This is a genomic window from Cupriavidus sp. GW822-FHT03E04, from assembly GCF_058801495.1.
Genome location: NZ_JBXANI010000033.1, coordinates 23,018 through 44,059, shown reverse-complemented (window position 1 = coordinate 44,059; position 21,042 = coordinate 23,018). Strand labels below are relative to the sequence as shown.

Genomic DNA, 21,042 nt, shown 5'->3' with positions numbered 1-21,042 from the left:
GTCTTATAGAATTTCAATCTTTACGGTTTCGCCGAACTCGGCTAGCTTGAGCGCAGTCTCCCCGTGCGCATTGGTCACGCCTTCGATGAGGCTGCCATCGGCGCGCGTAATGCGGTAAGCCTGGTACGGTGCAAGGTGGTCGGTGCCATCCCAATGCAGCTTGTAGAAGCCCCCGTAACCTTTGCCGAAGCTCGGCATCGGCACGCTGGCAGTCTTCGGGCCGGTCAATTGCTTGCTGCCCGCGTGAACCGTCCATGCGCCGCTGGTGCCGCTCTCGATGCCGCTGGGCGTCATGCGGTAGTAAGTGCCTCCAACGTTGAACACGATCTCCTTGGCGGCGGTGACTTCGATCCTGCCTTCGGTGCTGGTGACCTTCAGGGTGTCGCGCGCCACGACTTCCATTTCGTTGTCTTGCGCCTGCACCGCGACTTTGCCCTTGCGGGCGATCAGCTTCACGTCTTCGGTATGGCCGCACAGCGAGACACCTTTGGCCGCGCTGCCGACAATGCTGTGACCCGCAGACATAGACAAATGCTTGCCGGTGGTCAGCGCCGTATGGTCGCCGCTGTGCAGGTGTGTGGTCTTCGGTGTCGTACTGGCGATCCCGGCAGGACTCGCCATGACCATCATCGGCTGTGACAGTTCGCCCAGCGCTTCGCCCGTCCCTTTGATGGCGTCGTTCTGTTCGGCAATGGCCTGCGCCACATTCTTCTGTTCGTCGGTCTGCGCGAGTGCCGCCACGCTGGCATCCAGCACGTTGCGGGCTTCGGCCAGTGCCTGTTCCAGCCGCCGGATCGTTTCCCGCATTGCCAGCACATGGCCGTCTGCGTTACGTCGGGCCTCGGTGGTGATCAGCATCCCGTCTGCACGGATGGCCCCCTTGCCATCGGTGCGCAGCTCGAAGCCCTCGCCGCGCTTTTCCTCGCGCCCCTGCCAATCGTTCACGCGCACGTTGTGGCCGAGCGCCAGCAGGCTGTTCTGGTGGGCCGAGGCGAGCTGTACCTGCTGCTGGCCCTGCGTGTCGTCATAGAGCGTCTGGTTGCGGCCTTCGCCAAATAGCTCTTTACTCTGGTAGCCGGACAGCGCGTGCTGATCCGGCAGGTTCCACGTCGGCAGATTTTCCTGATTGTTCACCACCCCGACGATGATCGGCCGATCCGGATCGCCGCCCAGGTAGGCCACAACGACCTCCTGTCCGATGCGCGGCAGGTGCGTGTTGCCGAAGCGGCTTCCCGACGCAAAATTGGCGACGCGAATCCAGCAGGAACTGTTCTCGTCGTTGTTGCCGTAGCGGTCCCAGGCAAACTCGCAGCGCACGCGACCGAAACTGTCGGTCCAGATTTCCTGATTGGCCGGACCGGTGACCTTCGCGACATGCGTGCCGCCGATGTAGGGCTTCCTGACCCATTCGGGCCGGAACATCTCGCGGGTCGGCTGTGCCTCGAATTCCACCTCGCAGCGCCATTGCTGGCCGCTGCCCGAGAACTCGCCCACATCCTCGATCAGCAGGCGTGTATCGAAAACCAGGTACTCGCAGTTGGCCTTCCTGCGCAGGGAGCGCGCGAGCGTGAACGTATTGCCCGGTGCCATCGCGCGGACATTCCCCTTGCCGCGCACACGGTGTCCATGCTGCCGGATGGCTTCCATGCGGATGCGCGCCCGCATGTCCCCCTCGGCGCGGGCTTGCTTGCCGCCCATGGGCTCGGCGTGGTCACCCGGCCAGTCGAACCGCTCGTAGGTCGAATGACTGGTGTCGCGCGGTGCTTCGGCAGACACGTTGAGGTCAGCGCGCGGTTGCTTGAAATCGTAATCCCCATGCGTCCATTGGCCGGTGATCAGCCGGTCGCGCGCCTCAAACTGATAGAGGTGTTCTTCGTCGACCCGGTCAGAGGATGGATACCAGCTAATGATGTGATACGCGGCACTGGGAATGACCTTGAAAGCCCCGTTACCATCGGTCAGCACCAGACGGTGATGACCATCTGAATGCTCGAAGAAGAACGATATGCCCCATTCTGCGAGCAGGCGCCGCACGAATTGGTAATCGGTTTCACCGGCCTGCAATTGATATTCGCGCTGAGGATATTGGCTATCCAGCAGGCGACGCTCGACGGGGAAGGTGTAGTTGCTGAGTACCGCTTCGACGATTTCCAGTACGTTCATGTTCTGGAACCGCTTGTAGTTGCTCGTCAGTGTTGCCAGCCACAGCCACGGACGCAGGGTCAACCGGTACAGAATGCGCTCGTTGTCATAGAACGGCCCCCGAACTTCCGTGACGAGGCCGGTGATTTCCCGCGTGCCCTGACCCAGGCCGCCGGCTTGGCCGCTGCCAGATCCGTCCAGTTCAATACTGACGGTGAGTTCCTTACCCTGCATGGCCTCCATATCAAGGTCGCCTGCCGGGCCGTAAAGGGCATTGCGGTCGTCGGGGGTCTTTAACTCCAGTTCGTACTCGAAAAGGGCGTTAATGCCCTCAGTGCCGGATATGCGGGAAAACACCAGCAGCGGCTGTCCCATCAGTTCCGGCAACCCCTCACCGGACACGGTGACGGTACGAGAAGAGAGCAGCAAGCGGTTACCCATGCAAGTAAGCTCCGTGATGTCAGGCGCACTCCGAGCATTCCTGACGCGACGCGAAACAACCCAGGCCACCTTACGTGACTTGGGCTCCCGAAAAAATCCGCTACTCCGATGAATTCAGCTTCACAAGGCTATCGGCTTGGAAACGGGGGTGTCTATGAGACTATTCCGGAATTGAACCCAGACAATTCGTAGTCATGCGGAAATTACAGAGATCTTGGATGGCACTGCGAACAAGCATGCCGCCAATTCGGCCAGCCATCGCGTGCGACCGGATCGCGCTAAGCCACGTCCACCTCGCCACAAACCTCATCGACATGCCGCCTACAAGGCTTGCTGAGGCCTAACTTGGGTGGATTGAGGATGGGCCCCGCATCAAGGGCGCTAACCTCAGCGCACCAGGTGCAGCTCTACGGCAATTTCGCCCTTACGCGATCCAGCCAGGTCGGCGGTAGGTCCACGACGCCATTATTTTCGGTCGCCCCCAAATCGTATTGCACGAAAATTGGATTCCAAATCAAGCTATGCCGATCAGGGTCTAAATATGTGCGCTCGGCCAGTAACTCCCCAGTGCGGGTCTCATACAGACGAAATAGCGTGCCGTACTCGCGCGGAAGATAGCAAATTTCGCCTATGTATTGGCCTGTAGGAGAACGCTCTCGCTCGCATTGATACCGGGCTGATCGGCTCATTGCGTTGCAGCCATAAATCAGCGAGCTAACCAGAGCCACGAGAATGACCAGCAACTTAGCCAGAAATTTGACGAGGCGTGTCATAGCTCAAACTCCACTATGATCGGATTTAGAAGATGCAAGACCATCCGGTCTGAATATAGGATCTGGTCGCCCAAGGATTTCCGGCATGCCCGGACCCGCCACGCGAACGGTACGATTGGAAGCCGATGGCAAACGAATACCCATGCGAAAACGCTCCGCCGCAGGTGAAGTAGCAAGATCCGCAAGGCCATGAGGCTTGAACCTGATGTACCTTGCGCCAGTGCTGGCGCACCGATCCGCAAGTGATTTTCATAAACACCAGGACGGTATCGTGCAGCGAGAAACGCTATGCCGCAATCGGACAAGTACGAAATTCGATGAGAAATTTGGCGATGAGGGCGGCTATGAAACGATCAGAAAAGCGGCTACCGTTCGGTTCATTCAGCACCCCGTAGGTGCTCAGGCGCGAGCCGGCATGCTGCACCATCGAGGATGTGGAAGCGTTCTAACTTCCAACGGAACACCCTGCCACCCTCCTCCGCAACCGCCCCATCGCCACCCACACCGCCAAAACCGAAGGCGCCTGTGCACCCGCCGACATCGCGCATCGAAAGACGCTTCTGGCGTTTCGCTAATGGCTGAACGCGCCCGTCAAGATCCGCTTGTTGTGGCGTTCGATCCATGAAAATAGGCACCAAAATCAAAGCCGAACCTCGCAAAGCCGAACCTCGGCTACGTTCGGCGATTAGGCTGGTGGCGGTCGCCGCCGCTGCCGTAATTCTTGTTCTCTATGGCTTGGATGTTAGAGACAGATCCACTGCGCACGAATGCAAGCGGGAGAATTCTGGCGACTACATCGCTGAAACCTGCTATTTAGCGCGTGAGTACGGCACTTTGTTTCGCCTTTATGCTGCGCGTAGCGATGAATTACTCGCAGAACGCACGTACCTTGACCCCAACGCTCCGCGCCTACTTTGGTTTCACGACCACGTGCTGTATGACATCGGGGCGCGCGATGGCAAGGGCTATGTAACACTGCCCCCGACACGTTGGGACTGGCTACGGGCTAGACTCCCGTAGCGCACGAAGGCGCCTGCTTCCGTTCGTGGAATGACAGCCGTGAACCGACAGTTTGGGAGGGGGCACAGGCGCGACACGCGCCGAACCTATGCAGCCCCCCTACCTCAAAGCAACCCCTGCACCCGATTCAAAGCCGCATCCAACTGCTGCTTCAACGGCGTCAGCAAGCAATGCAGGCCGTGACTGTCTTCTACCTCGTCACTGTCGTAATCCAGCAATCTCAGAACAGAGCCAAGGCCCGCGCTAACGCGTAGCAAGTCGGCACAGCTTTCTTGCGCAATGCCTTGGGCGTCGTTGCGCAGGGCGTCTAGTTGATAGGCTAGTTCCTGGACGCTCAGCTTTGTGGGGGTGTCTGCTGGGAAGGTGATGCGGATCAGGTCGGCGAGCAGGTCGGATTGCCGGGAGAGGGTGAGCGTGCGCTCGGGTGGATTGACGTAGGTGGTTTGCTCGGAGCGAGCGAGGGTGTCAGACATAGCGGCTTCCTAGTTTGGGTTGGAAGACCCGCCGCTCATTTCCACGTGAGGGTGGCGGGCCCGCAGCGAGGGTGGAAATACCGGAACGTAGGAACCGGCCAGCCCGAAAGCTGCCCCGCTCGGCCCGCCGTAGACATACTACGCGCGCACGAACGCACGGACACAAAAAAGCCACAAATAGCGGCTGTCCGCCTACGTTTTCCGGGTTTCCACGCCCGATCACCTTTGTTTGAGGTGATCGGAGGATTGTCGAGGAGGTTTGGGGTGGGTGTCAATCAGGAGGGGCTTGCCTTGTGGACGGCGCCGGCTGCCCGGCTCCCCGTCAAGGCCTCTTCTGAATCGAGGGAAGCGAGACACCCATGTCCGAGTTCTGCCGGAAAGCCCCCCTCCCACGGTCGCATGACCGATCCCGGGAAATTGCAAGCACTATCGAGCAACGCGAACGGGCGCTCCCAAAAAAGCACGCTCATTTCCGCCGTTTCGACATTTTGACCAAGAAATCCGCCACGATGGCGAGGCGCAGATCGCATGGCCAATCACTATGTACTGGGCAGTCTTGATGCCGCTACAATCGCACCGATCGATCATTCGTGTAATGCGCACCGCGCCCCAGCCATGCCGAACTCGCCCCAAAATATTTTTCTCGACGCGAACGTCTTGATTCAGGAAGGTAAAGAAGGCAGTGCCATCATTGAGCGACTAGTTGACCTCGTCGACGCTGGGCTGGTATCAGTGCTGACGACAGATCTAACCATGACAGAGGTGTCGAAGAAGCACGCTGAGAATGACCTCGAAGTGGTAAAGGAATACGCTCGCCCCCATTTTCGGGCAATCTTGAACGATGCCCTAGGTGCAACGCTCCCATCGATCAGAAAAGCTGACCTCAAAGAAGCGTTGTTAAAAAAGTACAACAAGTCCACTGCGCGAATGTTCAAAGCGCTGGAAGCGACGGTTCTTTCCATCGATGATGTACGGCCATCTGAAGTATTGGATGCGTACTCCAAGCGCGAGGGATTTTTTAGCGGCGAGGGGAAAAAGGATCAATTTCCAGATGCCTTCATCTTCGCGTGTCTTCGCAAGATAGCCAACGGCGAATCACCAATCATTATCGTCTCTGCAGATGGGGATTTTGACGGACCGGTGAAGGCTGAGAAAGACATCAAGCATGTAAAATCATTTCCGGCCTTATTTGTGGCACTGGGGTTGGAAATCGAGGCTCCCCAGGTCGAGCAGTTCCTCGAAGATAACCACGATGAACTCGTTTCCCTTTTTGATGCGGAGGTATCTAACTGGGGTCTTCAAGCTTCGGATGTTGCGGACGCGGAAATCGATGAGACAACAGTGATCAATGTGAGGCTAGATCATTTAACTTCGTTCCGCTCGACATTGAACGGTGGAAGTATCCTCGTAGCAGGCTATGCGACCGTGACAGCCGATGTGTCCTATACACACCCCGACTGGGATACTGCGTCCTGGGATTCAGAGGACAAGGTCGCTACTCCATGGCGAGACGTTAGCGGCGAAACCGAGGTCGATTTTCAGGTCAGATTTTCGATGTCGGTTTCCGTGGACAAATTTGGCCAGCCTGTTGCGCTAGATAATTTGAGTTTTCTTGACGATTCTTTCGTCTACATCAATATAGCTCCATACGAGACTTACAAATAGACCCACAACTCCCGTGACGTGAGAAAACCGCCTCATCGGCCGAAGTCGTCTCGCTGACATGTCGAAACTGTAAATAATAAAATTCTCATCTTCATCTACGCCCCCATCGAACGACTTGGTTAGTCGAGTTTATGAGCACCCTATACTAGCAATCTTTCGCCGCTCTTATTCCACTACGACATTGCCTCGACCACTCGCGACCCCTGGTGAGCGGCCGCTAATTTTGGAATCGCGCACCAACACTGCAGTAAAATAGCGCAATTCCCCCATACACTCACCCTGAATTTTTTGCAATACTCATAGCACGCAACATCGACCCCATTCAAAAATTTACACGCACCAATGGAGAAGGGAGACTATAATAATGAGCAAAGGAGGTTAATATCAATGAAGCTCATAGAAATCGCTATGCCAATCATACTAATTGGCTTCGCATTCCTACTAAAATTACTAGTCGATAGAACGGTCACTGTGCCGGATACCATTTCGTCAATACTAGATCTTCCAGCCGATATAGCATTCTTCAGTCTTTCAGTAATCGTTAGTTTTACGCTTACCAAGACGGATAATCGAGATAATGGTTTGATGTATTTTACTGGGTTCATTGTTCTTTCACTACTCGTCGTCTTTCTTTGGCGTCGTTCGCTCTCGACATTTAGCGCCGGGAAAAGACTAATCCCTGCAATTGCGGGCGTTATAAATTACGCCATCACCCTCACGATGGCTGCCCATGCAGTTAATTTAGTGAAGGCTGGATGAAATGGAAATCAAAGACATCTACACAGTTGCAGCACTCACCTCCGCTATCGCACTCATATTTGCAGTCCTCATGCACTTGATGTCAAAGATGCGAAATGATAGATATGACTTAGAGCTAAAAAAAATGCAACTCGACGTCATGAGGCATTCGCTAGAACTCAAGTCTTATGAGGCAAACGAGGCCTTAATGGCAGATCCCTCAAGGTGGAGAAGTGTCAATCATCTTATTCTAGAGTCATTGAGGTCTCAGGGAAATACCACCCCAGAAAATAAGAACGGATCAATCAATACTTCATTCTTCGATTCCTCAGGCGTTGACCTACGAAAGATTAGTGAGATAAAAAAGAGAGTCTTCGTTCTAACTCCATTTCACCCGAAGTACGAGAAAACTTATCAGATTATTAAATCAGTTTGCTCGAGACTAGGTCTTGACTGCATGCGCGGCGACGAGGAGTTCAAACCAGGTGCAGTTTTATCCCATATTCTTGAACTGATCGCACAAGCATCGATTGTAATCGTCAACATTGACGGCCGAAATCCGAATGTTTATTACGAACTCGGAATTGCTCATGCAATGGGGAAAAGAACTATCTTGGTTGCTTCCGACATAGAATCCGTTCCATTCGATGTAATGACACAGAGAATTGTTTTGTATAAAACAAATGAGGAGCTTGAGCACAACCTCACATCATTCTTGGCACGGAGCTTCGTTGATGCATAGACCCTCATTTATGAGAACTACTTCTAGCAGATGACAGCGTCGAATTTCGTAGTCTGAGCGCGATTCGCTGCGCATCGCTTTGCCGTCGGAGCAGCAATGCTCTCCCGCCCCTCTTATTCATTGGTGCTTGGAACTGGAGAAGGTGCCATCCTTGGTGTTCGATCTTCTCCCATACCAGCACTTGCGGTTCGCTATTCTCGCGCCCTCGACTAGCCAGCCAAGCGTTGGCGCTGTGCCGTAAGCAGCGTCGCACCAGGTGGCGAGGATTGAGGCGCTGCTCCACGCGCTCAACAATCGTCTTGGTCGAATTGATCTCGTGCGTTCGATTGGCCGGTCTCGCCTCGACATCGAGGATGATTCGCCCCTGGGGGGGACGATCAGATAAATTGTTGAGTAGGCACCCAAATCAAGGCTTGGGGAACAGCGTCCCGAACACCGCCGCGGCGGAACCAACGGCGGGCCAAATTTAGGTGGGGAACCTCACGTAGTATGTACTCGGAGCGGATACCCAGGCAGTAGCTAACACAATCACCTCAGGTGGCGCAATGTGCGGCGGTACGGCTGTAGTAGAGTGCGAGGTGCCGGCGCAGTTCGCCAAGGTCGAAGAATCGATCAATGACACGCAGCGTGATTGCGCGGCACGTGATCGCCAAAGTTGAAGAAGTAAAACAGCCTTGCTTCGATTCATCGTGTCGCGCCATCGTGACCATATCCGGCTATTGGCCGCACGTATCTAGAATTGTCAGTCGATCCGCATATCAAGGGACCTCCGACACTATCGGACCACTGCCGTCATACGCGGCCCAATTCGAATGTGTCGGCAAGGAACGCCGGCAGCAGACATGCTGAAGTAGAAGTTAGTTCGCACTAGCCGAAAGTTGATCTGCCTCATCAATCATTTTTCTGGCGATCAAGCGTAGCAGTTGCCAGCGCTTCGCCTTGTCATTGCAGCACACTGAGCGGCAATGACCTGTACTGTGAGGCTTGCAAGCGGATCCAATTTACTCGCGGCTATGGCTGCAATAGTTGCGCCGTCTTTGCCGTCCGGCGCGAAATTGGTTTCAGGAAACAACCAACTGACACCGTCCTGGACCTGATGACGGACGACGTGATCTTCATGCTCGTCGGCCAGCCCCCTCTTCGGCAATAAGGAGTTCGCCGCAGCTTCGTAAGGCATGAAGAACGTCCAGATCGACGGTGCTTAAGATATCCAGAAGGTCCAGGTCCTTGGCGATTGGGCTTATCTGCGCAACCATATCCGGATAACCATCACCCCGCCTGGCGGCAGCCCTGCCATGCGCCATTCCGGCTATACGCTGAGCATCCTGCGCAAGGAAGCCGACGGGCGTTGGCGGCTTACGCGGGATGCGAATCTGCTGGCGGCGGAGGTCGCAACAACGCCATCATGATGGCGCCGCGCGGAGAACAGCAGGGACAAGATAGTCGTTGTGCATCGCATCATAAAAGCCCGGCTACTACCCCACATGGCGTTCCCACCCCATATCGCCAATAATGATCTCACTGCCATTGCCGGACGAGGGCGACCATGCTTTATAGTCCCGATGCAATTCGTACCGTCGCCCTGCTGGGGCACGCGGGGTGCGGCAAGACCTCCCTGGTGGAGGCGCTGCTGCACAAGGGAGGTGCGCTGCACATGCCTGGCAGCGTGGAGCGCGGCACCACGGTCTGCGATTTTGATCCGCTGGAGCGCAAGTACCACCACTCGCTCACCACCGCGGCGGCCCACCTCCACTATCGCGATACCCGCATCTACCTGCTGGACACGCCCGGCTATCCGGATTTCTCCGGGCTGTCGATGAGCGCCCTGGCGGCGGTGGAGACGGCTGCCATCGTCATCAACGCGCAGACGGGCATCGAGATGACGACGCGGCGCATGATGGCCTGGGCGCAGGCGCGCAAGTTGTGCCGGATGATCGTGGTCAACGGCATCGACAAGGAGAAGGTGGATCTGCCCAAGCTGCTGGCCGATATCCAGGAGGCGTTTGGCAAGGAGTGCTTGCCGATCAACCTGCCGGCGGGGCGCGGCGGCGAGGTGGTGGATTGTTTCTTTAACCCGGCTGGGGAGGCGGATTTCCTGTCGGTGGCGTCGGCGCATGAGGCGCTGGTGGATCAGGTGGTGGAGATCGATCCGAAGCTGATGGAGTTGTATCTGGAGCAGGGCGAGCAGATTGCGCCGGAGCAGTTGCATGCGCCGTTCGAGCGGGCGCTGCGCGAGGGCCATCTGGTGCCGATCTGCTTTACCTCGGCGGCCAGCGGGGCTGGTGTCACGGAGCTGCTGGATGTGTTTGTGCGGCTGCTGCCGAACCCGGCCGAGGGCAATCCGCCGTTGTTCTATCGTGATGCGGGCGAGCGCCGGGTGGCGATTCGCGCGGAGCCGGTGCCGGACAAGCATGTGCTGGCGCATGTCTTCAAGATCACGATGGACCCGTATCTGGGCAAGATGGCTGTGTTCCGCATCCACCAGGGCACGGTCACGCGTGACAGCCTGCTGTTTATCGGCGATGCGCGCCAGCCGTTCAAGGTGGCGCATCTGCTGATGCTGCAGGGCAAGGAGCGCGTTGAGGTGCCGCAGGCCGGGCCGGGCGATATCTGCGCCGTGGCCAAGATCGACGAGATCGCCTTTGATGCCGTGCTGCATGATGCCAGCGAGGACGGCAACATCCATCTGGCCCCGCTTGACTTCCCTACCCCGATCTACGGCCTGGCGATCGAGCCGGCGCGCCGCGGCAACGAGCAGCGCTTGTCGGAGGTCCTGCAGAAGCTCGGCGCGGAAGACCCTTGCCTGCGCATCGAGCATCCGGCGGGCACCAATGAGACGGTGATGCTTGGCCTGGGTGAGCTGCAACTGCGCTGCGCGCTGGAGCGCCTGACCGGCCAGTACAAGCTGGAGGTGGTGACGCGGCCGCCGAAGATCGCTTATCGCGAAACCATCGGCGGCAAGGCCGAGGGGCATCATCGCCACAAGAAGCAGACGGGCGGTGCCGGCCAGTTTGGCGAGGTGCAGCTGCGTGTGGAGCCGCTGCCACGCGGCGCGGGCTTCGAGTTTGTCGATGCGGTCAAGGGGGGTGCGATTCCGGGCCAGTTCATCCCCGCCGTGGAAAAGGGGATCCGCCAGGTGCTTGAGTGCGGGCCGCTGGCGGGCTTTCCGATGCAGGACGTGCGCGTTACCGTGTTCGATGGCAAGAGCCATTCGGTGGATTCGAAGGAGGTGGCGTTCGCGGCGGCGGGGCGCAAGGCCTTTATCGAGGCCGTGCTCAAGGCGCGGCCGAGCGTGCTGGAGCCGATCGTGGATATCGAGGTGACGATGCCCGAGGCGGCGATGGGCGACATCATCAGCGACCTCTCCGCCAAGCGTGGCCAGGTGCGTGGCACGCGCACCGCGGCGGGCAACAGCGTTCTGGTGGCGGGACAGGTGCCGTTGTCGGAGTTGAACGACTATCAGTCGCGCCTGAACAGCATCACAGGCGGCCACGGCAATTACACGATCCAGCTCAGTCACTACGAAGCCGTGCCACCCGCCCAGCAGCAGGTGATGGCGTCGCAGCATAAGGCGCATGGCAACGGGCCGGACTGATGGGATGCAGGCATACGGTGTTGCCGGGATGCGCATGGCGATGAAGGCCGCCGGGCTTGCGCTATGGCTCGGCTGTCTTCTGCCGTGCCCTGCCCTTGCGGCGCTGCAAGACCAGTTCCTGTATTTTCCGGCCAAGGCGGCGTTGCCGGAGTTGCTTGCTGGCGGGCTGAAGGCGTGGCCGTCTTCGCAAGACTTCAAGGGCTTGGTGGCCGAGCCCGCCGGGCCGGTACGTGCCACCGCGATTGTGTTCCATGGCAATGCCGGACATGCCGGCCACCGTCGAGCCTACGCCGCAGCGCTGGCGCCCCAGGGCGTGCGCGTGATTCTTGCCGAGTACCCGGGCTACGGACCGCGCCCGGGGCCGTTGGGCGAAGTCAGCCTGGTGGCCGATGCGGAGCAGATCATTGCGCAGGCCTATCGCCAATACGGCGCCCCGCTGCTGGTGATCGGCGAATCGCTGGGGGCTGGCGTTGCCGCCGCGGCCGCAGCGCACCAGCGGGACAAGACAGCAGGCCTGATGCTGATCACGCCGTGGGACACGCTGCAACATGTTGCCTGCTACCACTATCCCTGGCTGCCGGTGTCGTGGCTGCTGCGAGACCGCTATGACAGCGCGGCCAACCTGGCGCGGTTCGACCGGCCGGTTGTGGTGGTGGTTGCGGAGCGCGACAGCATCGTCCCGGCGCGCTTTGGCGTGGCATTGCACAAGGGGCTGATAGCGCCTCGGCTATTGTGCGTACTGCCTGATGCCGAGCACAACGATTGGTTTGGGCGGGTGGACGGTGGCTGGTGGCGCGATGCCGTTCGATTTTTGCTCGGGGGTTCGGATTAAATCGTTTCCTCGACATTCGGCCATACCCGCACCTCAAACCGATCGGGCGGAACCGGCTCCGAATACAAATAGCCTTGGGCAAAATCACAACCCACGGCGACGAGGAAATCGCGTTGCTCCGTCGTCTCCACGCCCTCGGCAATGACCTTCAATCCCAGCTTATGAGCCAGCATGACCATGGCCTCGCAAAGCGCCTGATTGTCGCCGTCGGAGCCGAGGTTCTGCACGAATGAGCGGTCGATCTTGAGGTAATCGATGTCGAAGCGCTTGAGATAGGCCAGGGACGAGTAACCGGTGCCGAAGTCGTCGATCGAGACGCCGATTCCCGCATCGCGGAAGGTCAGCAGCTTCTTGTTCAGTTCAGCGTCCAGCAGCAGGCCCTCCGTGATTTCAACCACCATGCTCTGCCCCGGCATCCCTTCCCGCATGAGATAGTCGGACCATTGCGCACAAACCTGGCTGTCTTGCCGAATCTGCATCGGCGACATGTTGACGCTGATCTGGAAAGACGGATGGAATCGGTTGCGCCATTGACGGGCCTGATGCACGGCCTGCTTGAACACCCAATCCCCGATCGGCACGATGAGCCCCGTGTCTTCGGCCAGCGCAATGAAATCCAGCGGACTGATCGTGCCGCGCTCAGGGTGCAACCAGCGGATCAGGGCCTCGGCTTTGCGGATTTCCCCTGTCGCCAGGTCAACGATGGGCTGGTAGTAGACCTGGAACTGCCCGCCAGGCAGGGCGGCGCGCAGATCGCTGGTGAGACGCAGGCGCTTTTCCGCCGCCACGCGCAAGTCGGGCGTGAAGTAGTTGAAACGATTGCGCCCGGCGTTCTTGGCCGCGTACATGGCCTGGTCGGCATTCTTGAACAGGACGTCCAGCTCGCTGGTGTCGTCGGGGTAAAGCGTGACGCCGACGCTGGCGGAAATGAAAGCCTCATCCGCGCCGAGCGCGAAGGGCTCGGCCAGCTTGTGGATGATGGCCTTTGCGATGCGTTCAATGCTTTCGGTATCGCCCGTGTTGGGCAGAATGACGGTGAACTCGTCACCGCCAAGGCGAGCGACGATGTCCGATTCGCGCACGCACGAAATGATGCGCCTGGCCGCCTCGATCAGCAGGATGTCTCCTGTGTCGTGTCCCAGGGAGTCATTGACCTCCTTGAAGCGATCCAGGTCAATCAGCATCAGGGCCATGCGCTGCTCGGAGCGATGCGCCAGGCTGGCTTCGTGCTCGAGCCGGCTGTGAAACATCTGGCGATTCGGAAGATGGGTCAGCGCATCGAAATTGGCCTGTTTCCAGATCGTCGCCTCGAATGCCATCCGGTCCGACAGATCACGCCCCACGGCCAGCACCGAGTTCACCTTGCCCGAGCGGTCGATCTCTGGCGTCAGGCGGATATGGGTGCAGTGTTCCTGTCCATCCCTGCTGACCCATCTCAGCTCCATTTGCCCACTTTTTCCGCTTGCAATGGTTTCGGCTATCTTCTGCTCGTAGATCAGCGCATTGGCGCCGCCGGGGACTTCCGATGGCCGCTTGCCGAGCGACTCGGCTAGGCTGCACCCTGCCGATTTACAGAAGGCGGGATTGGCGTAAGTGCGGCGGAGGTCTCGGTCGTAGCGGGTAATGGTGTCCGGCGAGTTCTCGATCAACGTTCGCGACTCCTGCTCCTTGGTGACGAGCTCCGCGGTTCGCTGGTCGACGGTCTGCTCCAGGGAGGCGTTGATCTCGTTGATCTTCTGGATCTTCTGCTTGATGGCCCCACTCATTCTTTCAAAACGCTGCGCGAGCCGGCCTAGTTCATCCCTGCCGCCAGCATCGGTGCGCGCTGGCGCCGGCGCCTCGGCGCCCGTATCGTTGCCGGTGTCGTGCATCTTTCGCACCAGCTCTCTGAGCGGTGCCGAAATGCTGTGGGAAATAAAGTAGGCCAGGAAGATGGAAAGCAGGAAACCCGAGATGCCAACCAGCACGATCTGATTGCGCACGGACTGTGCCTCCGCCGTCAGTTTCTTTTCCGGGATTGTGCTGACCACGATCCATGTCGTGCCGGGAATGCCTGTGTACGCGGCAAGGTAGCGCCCCTCGCGCTTGTCCTCGAAGTCGACGAAGCCACTGGACTCCCCGTTTAGCCCGTTGCTCGCGATCTTCCTGATCAGGTCGGGCTCGGCCGTCCCGTCGGTGTTCGTGGAGATGCCGTCGGTGCGGACAACCAGCTTGTTGCTGCGGGCATCGAGCACGTAGATCTCCGTTCCGCTCCCCAAGGCGACGTCATTGAAGATGGTCGAGAACTGTTCGGGGCGAATGACCAGGACCAGCGTGCCGATCCGCCGATTGTTGCTCTTGCCGATGATGGCACGCACCATCCCGAGGTTTTGTTGCCCAACACCGTTGTCGTAGCTGCCCCAGTAAGGCCGGCCATTCCGATCGGGCGCCTGCTTGACCAGACGCATCACGCCCCGCGTCAGTTGCGCGAACGCCTGGGTGTCCAGGATCCGGTTGTTCTTGTCGAGCAGGTACTTCTGGTTGATGAAGTCAACCGACCCGTAGTGCTGCAGGAGCAGCCGGGTCATATCCTGGCGTGCCTCGTTCTGCTCCTCTGCGCTGCCATTGACCACGTTTGTCAGCGCATTTTGAACGCGATCGGACAGGACAAGAAGGCTGCCCTCCGTCTCGACCTGCTCCATGCGCAGCGCGATGTTCTTGGAGACCTGCTTGACCATCTCCTTGGAGAATACCTCGGCCTTCTGCTTGATCGCGGCGGTCGACTCTACATACGATATGTAGCCCGAGATCAGTATCGGTATCAGCGACAGCAGGATGAACGCGGTCATCAGCCGGTAGCGAATCTCGACACGGCGCAGCAGGTCCAGCGAGAGATAGGCGAAGGCGCTTCGCAGCGAACCTAGGATTGAGCTCATTTGTAATGCATCTTTGCTTCATTCTTGACGGACGCGTCGAGAAGTTTGGCGGCCTGTCTGGGCGTGATCTTTCTGGTCAGCACTTCCTGCATCAAGTGATGAAGCTGCTCGATCGAGTTGGAGGGTAGAACCGAATAGTATGGGCTAGCGGTCACCGGATAGCGGCTGACCATGTTTGTGTAGTCGACCATCTTCTGATCGCTCACGAGCGTGCCCGCGGCTTGCTTGAATGGGGGGATGTTCTGGCGTTTTCTTTGGAGAATGGAGAAGCCTTTCCCGGCAATGAATTCGAGAAAACGCATGGCTGCGGCCTTGTTGGGCGTGTCACACACCGCAAACCCGGTTTCGCTGCCGATCACAGGCACCACACGCTTGCCGGGCGCGTTCCAGGGTGGAATAAACACGCCAACCTCGAAAGGGTTGCCGTGCAGCAAATGGCCAGCCGCCCAACTGCCGTGAAAAGCCATCGCGACCTTGCCCTCCTTGAACAACCGTATGCCCTCATCGTAATCCGTCGCCATGAAGGCGTCTTGCACGTAGCCGCGTTGCGGCATCAGCGCAATACTGGCAAAGATATCGGCTACCTGAGGCGTGTTCAGGTCCAGCGTGCCATCGCCGATTTTCTGCTTCCAGGCTGGCTCGCGCGCCACCACGTTGTTGGCAAAGCCAAAGCTGAAGGGGCCGTTGCCGAGCATGTTCGGGAAGCCGCCGCTCCACATGATGGGTGTGAAGCCCGCAAGCTTGAGCTGCTCGCAAACCATCAGGAACTCGTGGAAATTGGTTGGCAGTTCCTTGATCCCAGCTTTCGCGAACAGTGCCTTGTTGTAGTAGATCAGCGTTGTCGCCACGCCGCCGGATATGCCAAAGCGCTTGGATTGGCGACTGGTCCAGTCCCCCTTGAGCGGGCTGAGCATGTTGTTCCATGCCGATGTGGTGCTCACATCTGTCAGGATGCCTTGATCGGCCAATTCAGCCGCATAGGCGTTCGGGTTGACACTCACCAGATCCGGCAAGTTGCCAGAGGCGATCCGGGGCTTGATATTCTCCTCGACCGAATTGCCAATCATGAACTGCACATCCACGCGGACGTCTGGATTGAGCTTGCTGAATTCAGCCGCAATCTGGAGCATCTCCTCCGGCCAGTCTGGCGCCCATATCAACGCGGTAATGGCGGTCCTGGCGGGCACGGCCGCGCCTGGCGAAGCGTTGTCTTGCTGTTGGCAACCGGGCAAGAACAATAAAAGAAGGCTGACCAGGCCCGTTAGCAGGGCGGCAAACCCAATGCGTCGCGCTTGGTGATTCACTTTGCGGATTCGGGATGGATTAGCCGTGCTTCAGCAGGCACTTTTGACGCAGTGGAAAGCGAACCGCTGGAACTTGCATCGCGAAGGAACCGATGGCGAGGCATGGTGGCGTCCGGGCTGCGATGGCTTGCAACGACATCGACAAGCGTGAATGCGCAGCCAACCCACATCGGGAAACGCTTACGACGGCTGGGATGCGTATGTTTGACCATGACAGCAGATCGGGCGAATTGAGGGGGGCGGTGCCTACACTGCATATCGACAACGAGCGCGAATACTGTACCGGGACAAACCCGAATTTCCTCGCCATGACGCGTAGTTGCCGGTATCGCCAGAGCCAGCATCATAGCCGAATGAGCGCGCCTGACTGGGGATTCAACCGGCGGATTGCTGATTGCTGATTGCTCAATGCCTTGCCCCACTTGTCGCACCAGGGCCAACGATGCGCAGCGTTTGCACCACCAGCGAAAACGCCGGCGAGGGCTGGCGCCTGCTGGGGTAGTACAGGTGGTAGCCCTCGAATTTCGGGCACCAGTCCTCCAGCACGCGCACTAGCTGGCCTGCTTCGATATGCTGCATCAACTCATCTTCGGGCAGCAGGGTGATACCCAGCCCGGCCAGCGCCGCGTCCACCTGGGGCTGTGCGGTGTTGAAGATCAGCTGACCATCGACGCGTACGTTCACCCGGCGGCCTCGGCGCTCGAAATCCCAAACGTACAACCCGCCGGATGTGGCCATACGCTGATTGATGCAGCGGTGCGCCGTCAGGTCATTTGGCGTCCTGGGGATGGGGTGAGCAGCAAGATATTCCGGCGAAGCCACCACCGCCAGACGCAACGGTGGGCCGATAGGCACGGCAATCATGTCTTTGTCGATGGTGTTACCCAGGCGTACGCCGGCATCGAACCGGTCAGCCACGATGTCACGGAAGCCGTAATTCACGTCGAACTCCAGCTTGATGTCCGGATACTCGCGCAGCAGCGGCGTGAGCTTGGGCAGCAAAATGCTGTGTAGCACGTTGTCACCGCAGGTGATGCGCACGGTGCCGGCGGGCTTCTCGCGCAATTCGGTCAAGGCATCGAGCTCCGCCTCGATCTCGTCGAAGCGATGGCCGATGGCCTGCATCAGCCGTTCGCCCGCTACGGTTGGTGAAACGCTGCGCGTGGTGCGCGTAAGCAGCCGGATCTGCAATCGTTCCTCCAATCCGCGAATGGTCTGGCTCAGCGCCGATTGCGTCACACCCAGCGCAGCAGCGGCACGGGTGAAGCTGCCTTCGCGCGCGACGGTAACGAAAGCCAAGAGATCGTTGAGGTTGCGTCTGGCCACGGCGCGGTCTCCCAAGGCATATTCAGTAGCCTAGCTTATATCCCATTTAAGTATTCATTAGCTAGTCACGGTGGCTTGCGTTCGCGAAGATACAGGGCATGAGAAAGTCAATTTCAATGTCATGACAACGAACGTTTGTACCGCCCCTGCGGGCGACACCGCCACCCAGCGGGAGGCTGGAGAGCAGCCGGCGTTCTGGAGCGGCGTCTTTGCGATGACGCTGTGCGTCTTTGCGCTGATCGCCTCGGAATTCATGCCCGTCAGCCTGCTGACGCCCATGGCTGCGGATCTCCATGTCACCGAGGGGATGATGGGGCAAGGCATCGCGATCTCCGGCGCATTCGCTGTGGTGACGAGCCTGTTCATTTCCACGCTTGCCGGCAGCATGAATCGCAAGACACTGCTGCTGGGGCTGACGGGCGTCATGGCCCTGTCAGGCGCGGTCGTCGCGATGGCTTCGAGCTATTTCACCTACATGGCAGGCCGTGCGCTCATTGGCGTGGTCGTGGGCGGATTCTGGTCCATGTCGGCGGCGACAGCCATGCGGCTCGTTCCGGCCAGTCAAGTGCCGCGCGCCTTGGCCATCTTCAATGGCGGCAACGCACTGGCCACGGTGGTGGCCGCGCCGCTAGGCAGCTACCTGGGTGCGGTCATTGGATGGCGTGGCGCCTTCTTTTGCCTGGTGCCGGTGGCATTGATCGCGCTGGCGTGGCAATGGATCAGCCTGCCGTCCATGCGCGTGGAGCCGCGTAGCGCCGGCGCCGGCTCCAGCTCCGGCAACGTCTTCGCGCTATTTAGGAATCCGGTGGTGACCTTGGGGATGCTCGGTGCTGGCCTCTTCTTCATGGGGCAGTTCACGTTGTTCACCTACCTGCGGCCGTTCCTGGAAACGGTGACGCAGGTTGGCGTATCCGCGCTCTCGCTCATTCTGCTGCTGATCGGTGTGGCAGGCTTCATCGGCACCGCGCTCATCGGCACGGTACTCCAGCGGCGCTTCTACCAGACGCTGATTGCCATACCGATCTTGATGGCCGCCATCGCCGTGGCATTGATCGCTTTTGGAGGCTGGATGACTGCCGTCGTTGCACTCCTGGGTTTTTGGGGGCTGGTTGCCACCGCAGCGCCCGTAGGATGGTGGGGCTGGGTGGCCAGGACATTTCCGCAGAACGCCGAGGCCGGCGGCGGGCTGATGGTGGCCGTTGTCCAGCTTGCCATTGCCATAGGCTCTACCGTGGGGGGCTTGCTGTTCGACAGCAGCGGCTACCAAAGCACCTTCGAAGCGAGCGTAGCCCTGTTGCTGATCGCAGCCTACCTGACTTTTCTGACATCACGCGCGGAGGCGGCGCGGACCGGTTGATCGATGCACGGTATCAGCGTTGTCGCTGTGGCAACCCGTAGTGGGCGGGTGAACCCGCCGGGTGCCTCAGCGAAGCGCACGGCAAAGTCCTATCCTTTGTCAATGACGTGCCGGACGCATCGCGCGGCCAGGCTGGCATCATGGCCATCAGCACGTTCTGTTCTCAGTCACGGCCCAACAGTACGGCGGCGTCGGCATGAAGCGTGTGTATGCACTGATTGCGACTTGCATCCTGTTGGTTGCCTGTGTATCGACGGGCGTCGACGTGAAGCCGGAGCAATTGTCGAACTTCATTCCCGATTTCTCCACCCTTGACGACGTTACCGCGCAGCTTGGGGCTCCCACCTCCATGACGACACTGAGAGACGGGTCCACGATACTGATCTATTCCTTTGCGACCTCCAAGCCTCACCCGGAGAGCTTTATTCCATTCATTGGCCCGCTGTTTTCCGGCGGGGAGATCCGATCGTCGACGGTCCTTTTCGAGTTCGACGAGAACGGTGTCCTCAGGAGTCAACGCAGGACGACATCGAGTGGTGCTTCGGGGTGGAGCGTATTGCCTGCCGGTGCGCCGCCTTGAAGCACTTCGACAACCCGGTGGGCTGCGCATCCGCCTGCTGTTGCAATGTCTCCACCGCCGATCACAGGCGGACAGGAGACAACGACATGTGAGCCGTGTGCGCCGTGTGCGCCGTATGCGCCGTCTCATCGCGCATCCATTGGCTGAACGCAAGGATGCGAGGATCCTGGCTGCTGCGCGCCGGATAGACGAGATGATAGGCATACGCCGGCGCGATGCTCACGCTAATCTCGAATAGGCGCACCAGGCGGCCTTGGGCCAGGTCATTGGCGACCAAGGGCAGTTCCACGAGGCCAATGGCAGCGCCGTCGATCACGGCCTGCACGACATGGCTCGAATCGGAAAAGGCAACGCAGCGGCTGTCGTCGAAATCGTCGACGCCGGCCGCGGCCATCCACATGCGCCAGTCGGGCCAGGCCATGCCGTCGACCGGACAGTCGACATGGCACAGCGTGTGGCCAAGCAAGTCCCGCGGTGTTTGCAGCCGGGCACCGGCTTCGCGCAGTTTCGGGCTGCAGATCGGGACGACAACCGTGTCGAACAGCCGGTCTGAGCACGTGTCTTCGTAATGCCCGGCGCCAAAGCGGATCGCGATATCCACGTCGTCCGCGTCGAAGTCCCGTACCTGATCGGAAATATCGAATGTGAGTTCAAGCGCCGGGTTGGCGGCCCTGAACCGCGCAAGCCGGGGCAGCAGCCAGTTGGTGGCGAACATCGCGCCTAGCGAGATGCGCAGATGCGCCGGTCCCCGCGCCATTCTCCGGGCCCGGCTGGTGGCCCGCTGCAAGGTGTCGAGCGCGTCGGCGGCCGCCTCGAACAGGACGGCGCCGGCGGGCGTCAGCTGGATGCTGCGGCTGGTGCGCGCGAACAGCGTGATGCCTAGCTGGTCCTCGATCTCCTTGATCTGGTAGCTGACGGCCGCCGGCGTCAACCCCACCTCCTGCGCCGCGCGCGTGAAGTTCAAGTGCCGCCCGGCTGCCTCGAAGGTCCTCAGTGCTCGTGTGCCCGGCAGCATTCGCTTCATCGATCTTCAAGCCATTTTTAATGATCCGGCAAGAAATACTCGTTTCTCAAAGCGCGGTCAATAGCAGATAGTTGCGGCCAACCCTGCGCATGCAGGCGGCGCGCGACGTTCGCCA

Annotated in this window: 14 protein-coding genes and 1 pseudogene; 8 read left to right on the top strand and 7 right to left on the bottom strand. The window is 59.2% G+C overall.

Annotation, left to right across the window (positions count from 1 at the left end; translation table 11 throughout):
• Window positions 1-3: 3 nt before the first annotated feature.
• From AC1RQC_RS34520 to AC1RQC_RS34510, 3 genes are all read right to left on the bottom strand, one after another.
• Window positions 4-2,583, bottom strand: a complete 2,580-nt coding sequence (locus AC1RQC_RS34520; protein WP_492886008.1) for a type VI secretion system Vgr family protein — start codon at window positions 2,581-2,583, stop codon at window positions 4-6.
• Window positions 2,584-2,990: 407 nt separating this feature from the next.
• Entirely contained in the window at window positions 2,991-3,356 is a 366-nt protein-coding gene (locus tag AC1RQC_RS34515; protein ID WP_492886006.1) for a hypothetical protein, read from the bottom strand.
• 1,124 nt (window positions 3,357-4,480) lie between these two features.
• Complete coding sequence (locus tag AC1RQC_RS34510) at window positions 4,481-4,849, bottom strand: DUF1484 family protein (RefSeq protein ID WP_492886004.1); 369 nt, start codon at window positions 4,847-4,849, stop codon at window positions 4,481-4,483.
• Between the two features lie 528 nt (window positions 4,850-5,377).
• Between AC1RQC_RS34510 and AC1RQC_RS34505 the strand changes: the two genes are divergently transcribed.
• From AC1RQC_RS34505 to AC1RQC_RS34480, 6 genes and pseudogenes are all read left to right on the top strand, one after another.
• Complete coding sequence (locus AC1RQC_RS34505; RefSeq protein ID WP_492886002.1) at window positions 5,378-6,514, top strand: PIN domain-containing protein; 1,137 nt, start codon at window positions 5,378-5,380, stop codon at window positions 6,512-6,514.
• Between the two features lie 387 nt (window positions 6,515-6,901).
• Window positions 6,902-7,273: a hypothetical protein gene (locus AC1RQC_RS34500; protein ID WP_492886000.1), complete on the top strand. Its 372-nt coding sequence runs from the start codon at window positions 6,902-6,904 to the stop codon at window positions 7,271-7,273.
• Window position 7,274: 1 nt separating this feature from the next.
• Window positions 7,275-7,994: a hypothetical protein gene (locus tag AC1RQC_RS34495; RefSeq protein ID WP_492885999.1), complete on the top strand. Its 720-nt coding sequence runs from the start codon at window positions 7,275-7,277 to the stop codon at window positions 7,992-7,994.
• A 1,096-nt stretch (window positions 7,995-9,090) separates the two neighbouring features.
• Window positions 9,091-9,403: pseudogene (locus AC1RQC_RS34490) on the top strand (SgcJ/EcaC family oxidoreductase).
• A gap of 137 nt (window positions 9,404-9,540) precedes the next feature.
• Window positions 9,541-11,589 (top strand): elongation factor G, encoded by a 2,049-nt coding sequence (fusA, locus tag AC1RQC_RS34485; RefSeq protein WP_492885997.1) that lies wholly within the window; start codon window positions 9,541-9,543, stop codon window positions 11,587-11,589.
• Window positions 11,590-11,629: 40 nt separating this feature from the next.
• On the top strand, window positions 11,630-12,421 hold the full coding sequence (locus AC1RQC_RS34480) for an alpha/beta hydrolase (RefSeq protein WP_492886037.1): 792 nt from the start codon (window positions 11,630-11,632) through the stop codon (window positions 12,419-12,421).
• Here the strand turns inward: AC1RQC_RS34480 and AC1RQC_RS34475 are convergent.
• From AC1RQC_RS34475 to AC1RQC_RS34465, 3 genes are all read right to left on the bottom strand, one after another.
• Complete coding sequence (locus AC1RQC_RS34475) at window positions 12,418-15,336, bottom strand: bifunctional diguanylate cyclase/phosphodiesterase (protein WP_492885995.1); 2,919 nt, start codon at window positions 15,334-15,336, stop codon at window positions 12,418-12,420. The genes AC1RQC_RS34480 and AC1RQC_RS34475 overlap by 4 nt on opposite strands.
• Window positions 15,333-16,568 (bottom strand): ABC transporter substrate-binding protein, encoded by a 1,236-nt coding sequence (locus tag AC1RQC_RS34470; RefSeq protein WP_492373868.1) that lies wholly within the window; start codon window positions 16,566-16,568, stop codon window positions 15,333-15,335. The genes AC1RQC_RS34475 and AC1RQC_RS34470 overlap by 4 nt, the downstream gene beginning before the upstream one ends.
• Window positions 16,569-17,045: 477 nt before the next feature.
• Window positions 17,046-17,966, bottom strand: a complete 921-nt coding sequence (locus AC1RQC_RS34465) for a LysR family transcriptional regulator (RefSeq protein ID WP_492885993.1) — start codon at window positions 17,964-17,966, stop codon at window positions 17,046-17,048.
• 121 nt (window positions 17,967-18,087) lie between these two features.
• Here AC1RQC_RS34465 and AC1RQC_RS34460 point away from each other — a divergent pair, with 121 nt between their 5' ends.
• Together AC1RQC_RS34460 and AC1RQC_RS34455 are read left to right on the top strand one after the other, a co-directional pair.
• On the top strand, window positions 18,088-19,323 hold the full coding sequence (locus tag AC1RQC_RS34460; RefSeq protein WP_492885991.1) for an MFS transporter: 1,236 nt from the start codon (window positions 18,088-18,090) through the stop codon (window positions 19,321-19,323).
• Window positions 19,324-19,519: 196 nt separating this feature from the next.
• Window positions 19,520-19,903 carry an META domain-containing protein gene (locus AC1RQC_RS34455; RefSeq protein ID WP_492885989.1) on the top strand — a complete coding sequence of 128 codons (384 nt, stop codon included), beginning with the start codon at window positions 19,520-19,522 and terminating at the stop codon, window positions 19,901-19,903.
• 61 nt (window positions 19,904-19,964) lie between these two features.
• Here the strand turns inward: AC1RQC_RS34455 and gcvA are convergent, their stop codons facing one another.
• On the bottom strand, window positions 19,965-20,927 hold the full coding sequence (gene gcvA / locus AC1RQC_RS34450; protein ID WP_492885987.1) for a transcriptional regulator GcvA: 963 nt from the start codon (window positions 20,925-20,927) through the stop codon (window positions 19,965-19,967).
• Between the last annotated feature and the right edge of the window lie 115 nt (window positions 20,928-21,042).

Coding starts and splice junctions, on each gene's coding strand:
- AC1RQC_RS34500 (WP_492886000.1), top strand. CDS start 6,902: ATGAAGCTCATAGAAATCGCTATGCCAATCATACTAATTGGCTTCGCA.
- fusA (WP_492885997.1), top strand. CDS start 9,541: ATGCTTTATAGTCCCGATGCAATTCGTACCGTCGCCCTGCTGGGGCAC.
- AC1RQC_RS34505 (WP_492886002.1), top strand. CDS start 5,378: ATGGCCAATCACTATGTACTGGGCAGTCTTGATGCCGCTACAATCGCA.
- AC1RQC_RS34480 (WP_492886037.1), top strand. CDS start 11,630: ATGAAGGCCGCCGGGCTTGCGCTATGGCTCGGCTGTCTTCTGCCGTGC.
- AC1RQC_RS34510 (WP_492886004.1), bottom strand. CDS start 4,849: ATGTCTGACACCCTCGCTCGCTCCGAGCAAACCACCTACGTCAATCCA.
- AC1RQC_RS34515 (WP_492886006.1), bottom strand. CDS start 3,356: ATGACACGCCTCGTCAAATTTCTGGCTAAGTTGCTGGTCATTCTCGTG.
- gcvA (WP_492885987.1), bottom strand. CDS start 20,927: ATGAAGCGAATGCTGCCGGGCACACGAGCACTGAGGACCTTCGAGGCA.
- AC1RQC_RS34460 (WP_492885991.1), top strand. CDS start 18,088: ATGACAACGAACGTTTGTACCGCCCCTGCGGGCGACACCGCCACCCAG.
- AC1RQC_RS34475 (WP_492885995.1), bottom strand. CDS start 15,336: ATGAGCTCAATCCTAGGTTCGCTGCGAAGCGCCTTCGCCTATCTCTCG.
- AC1RQC_RS34520 (WP_492886008.1), bottom strand. CDS start 2,583: ATGGGTAACCGCTTGCTGCTCTCTTCTCGTACCGTCACCGTGTCCGGT.
- AC1RQC_RS34455 (WP_492885989.1), top strand. CDS start 19,520: ATGAAGCGTGTGTATGCACTGATTGCGACTTGCATCCTGTTGGTTGCC.
- AC1RQC_RS34495 (WP_492885999.1), top strand. CDS start 7,275: ATGGAAATCAAAGACATCTACACAGTTGCAGCACTCACCTCCGCTATC.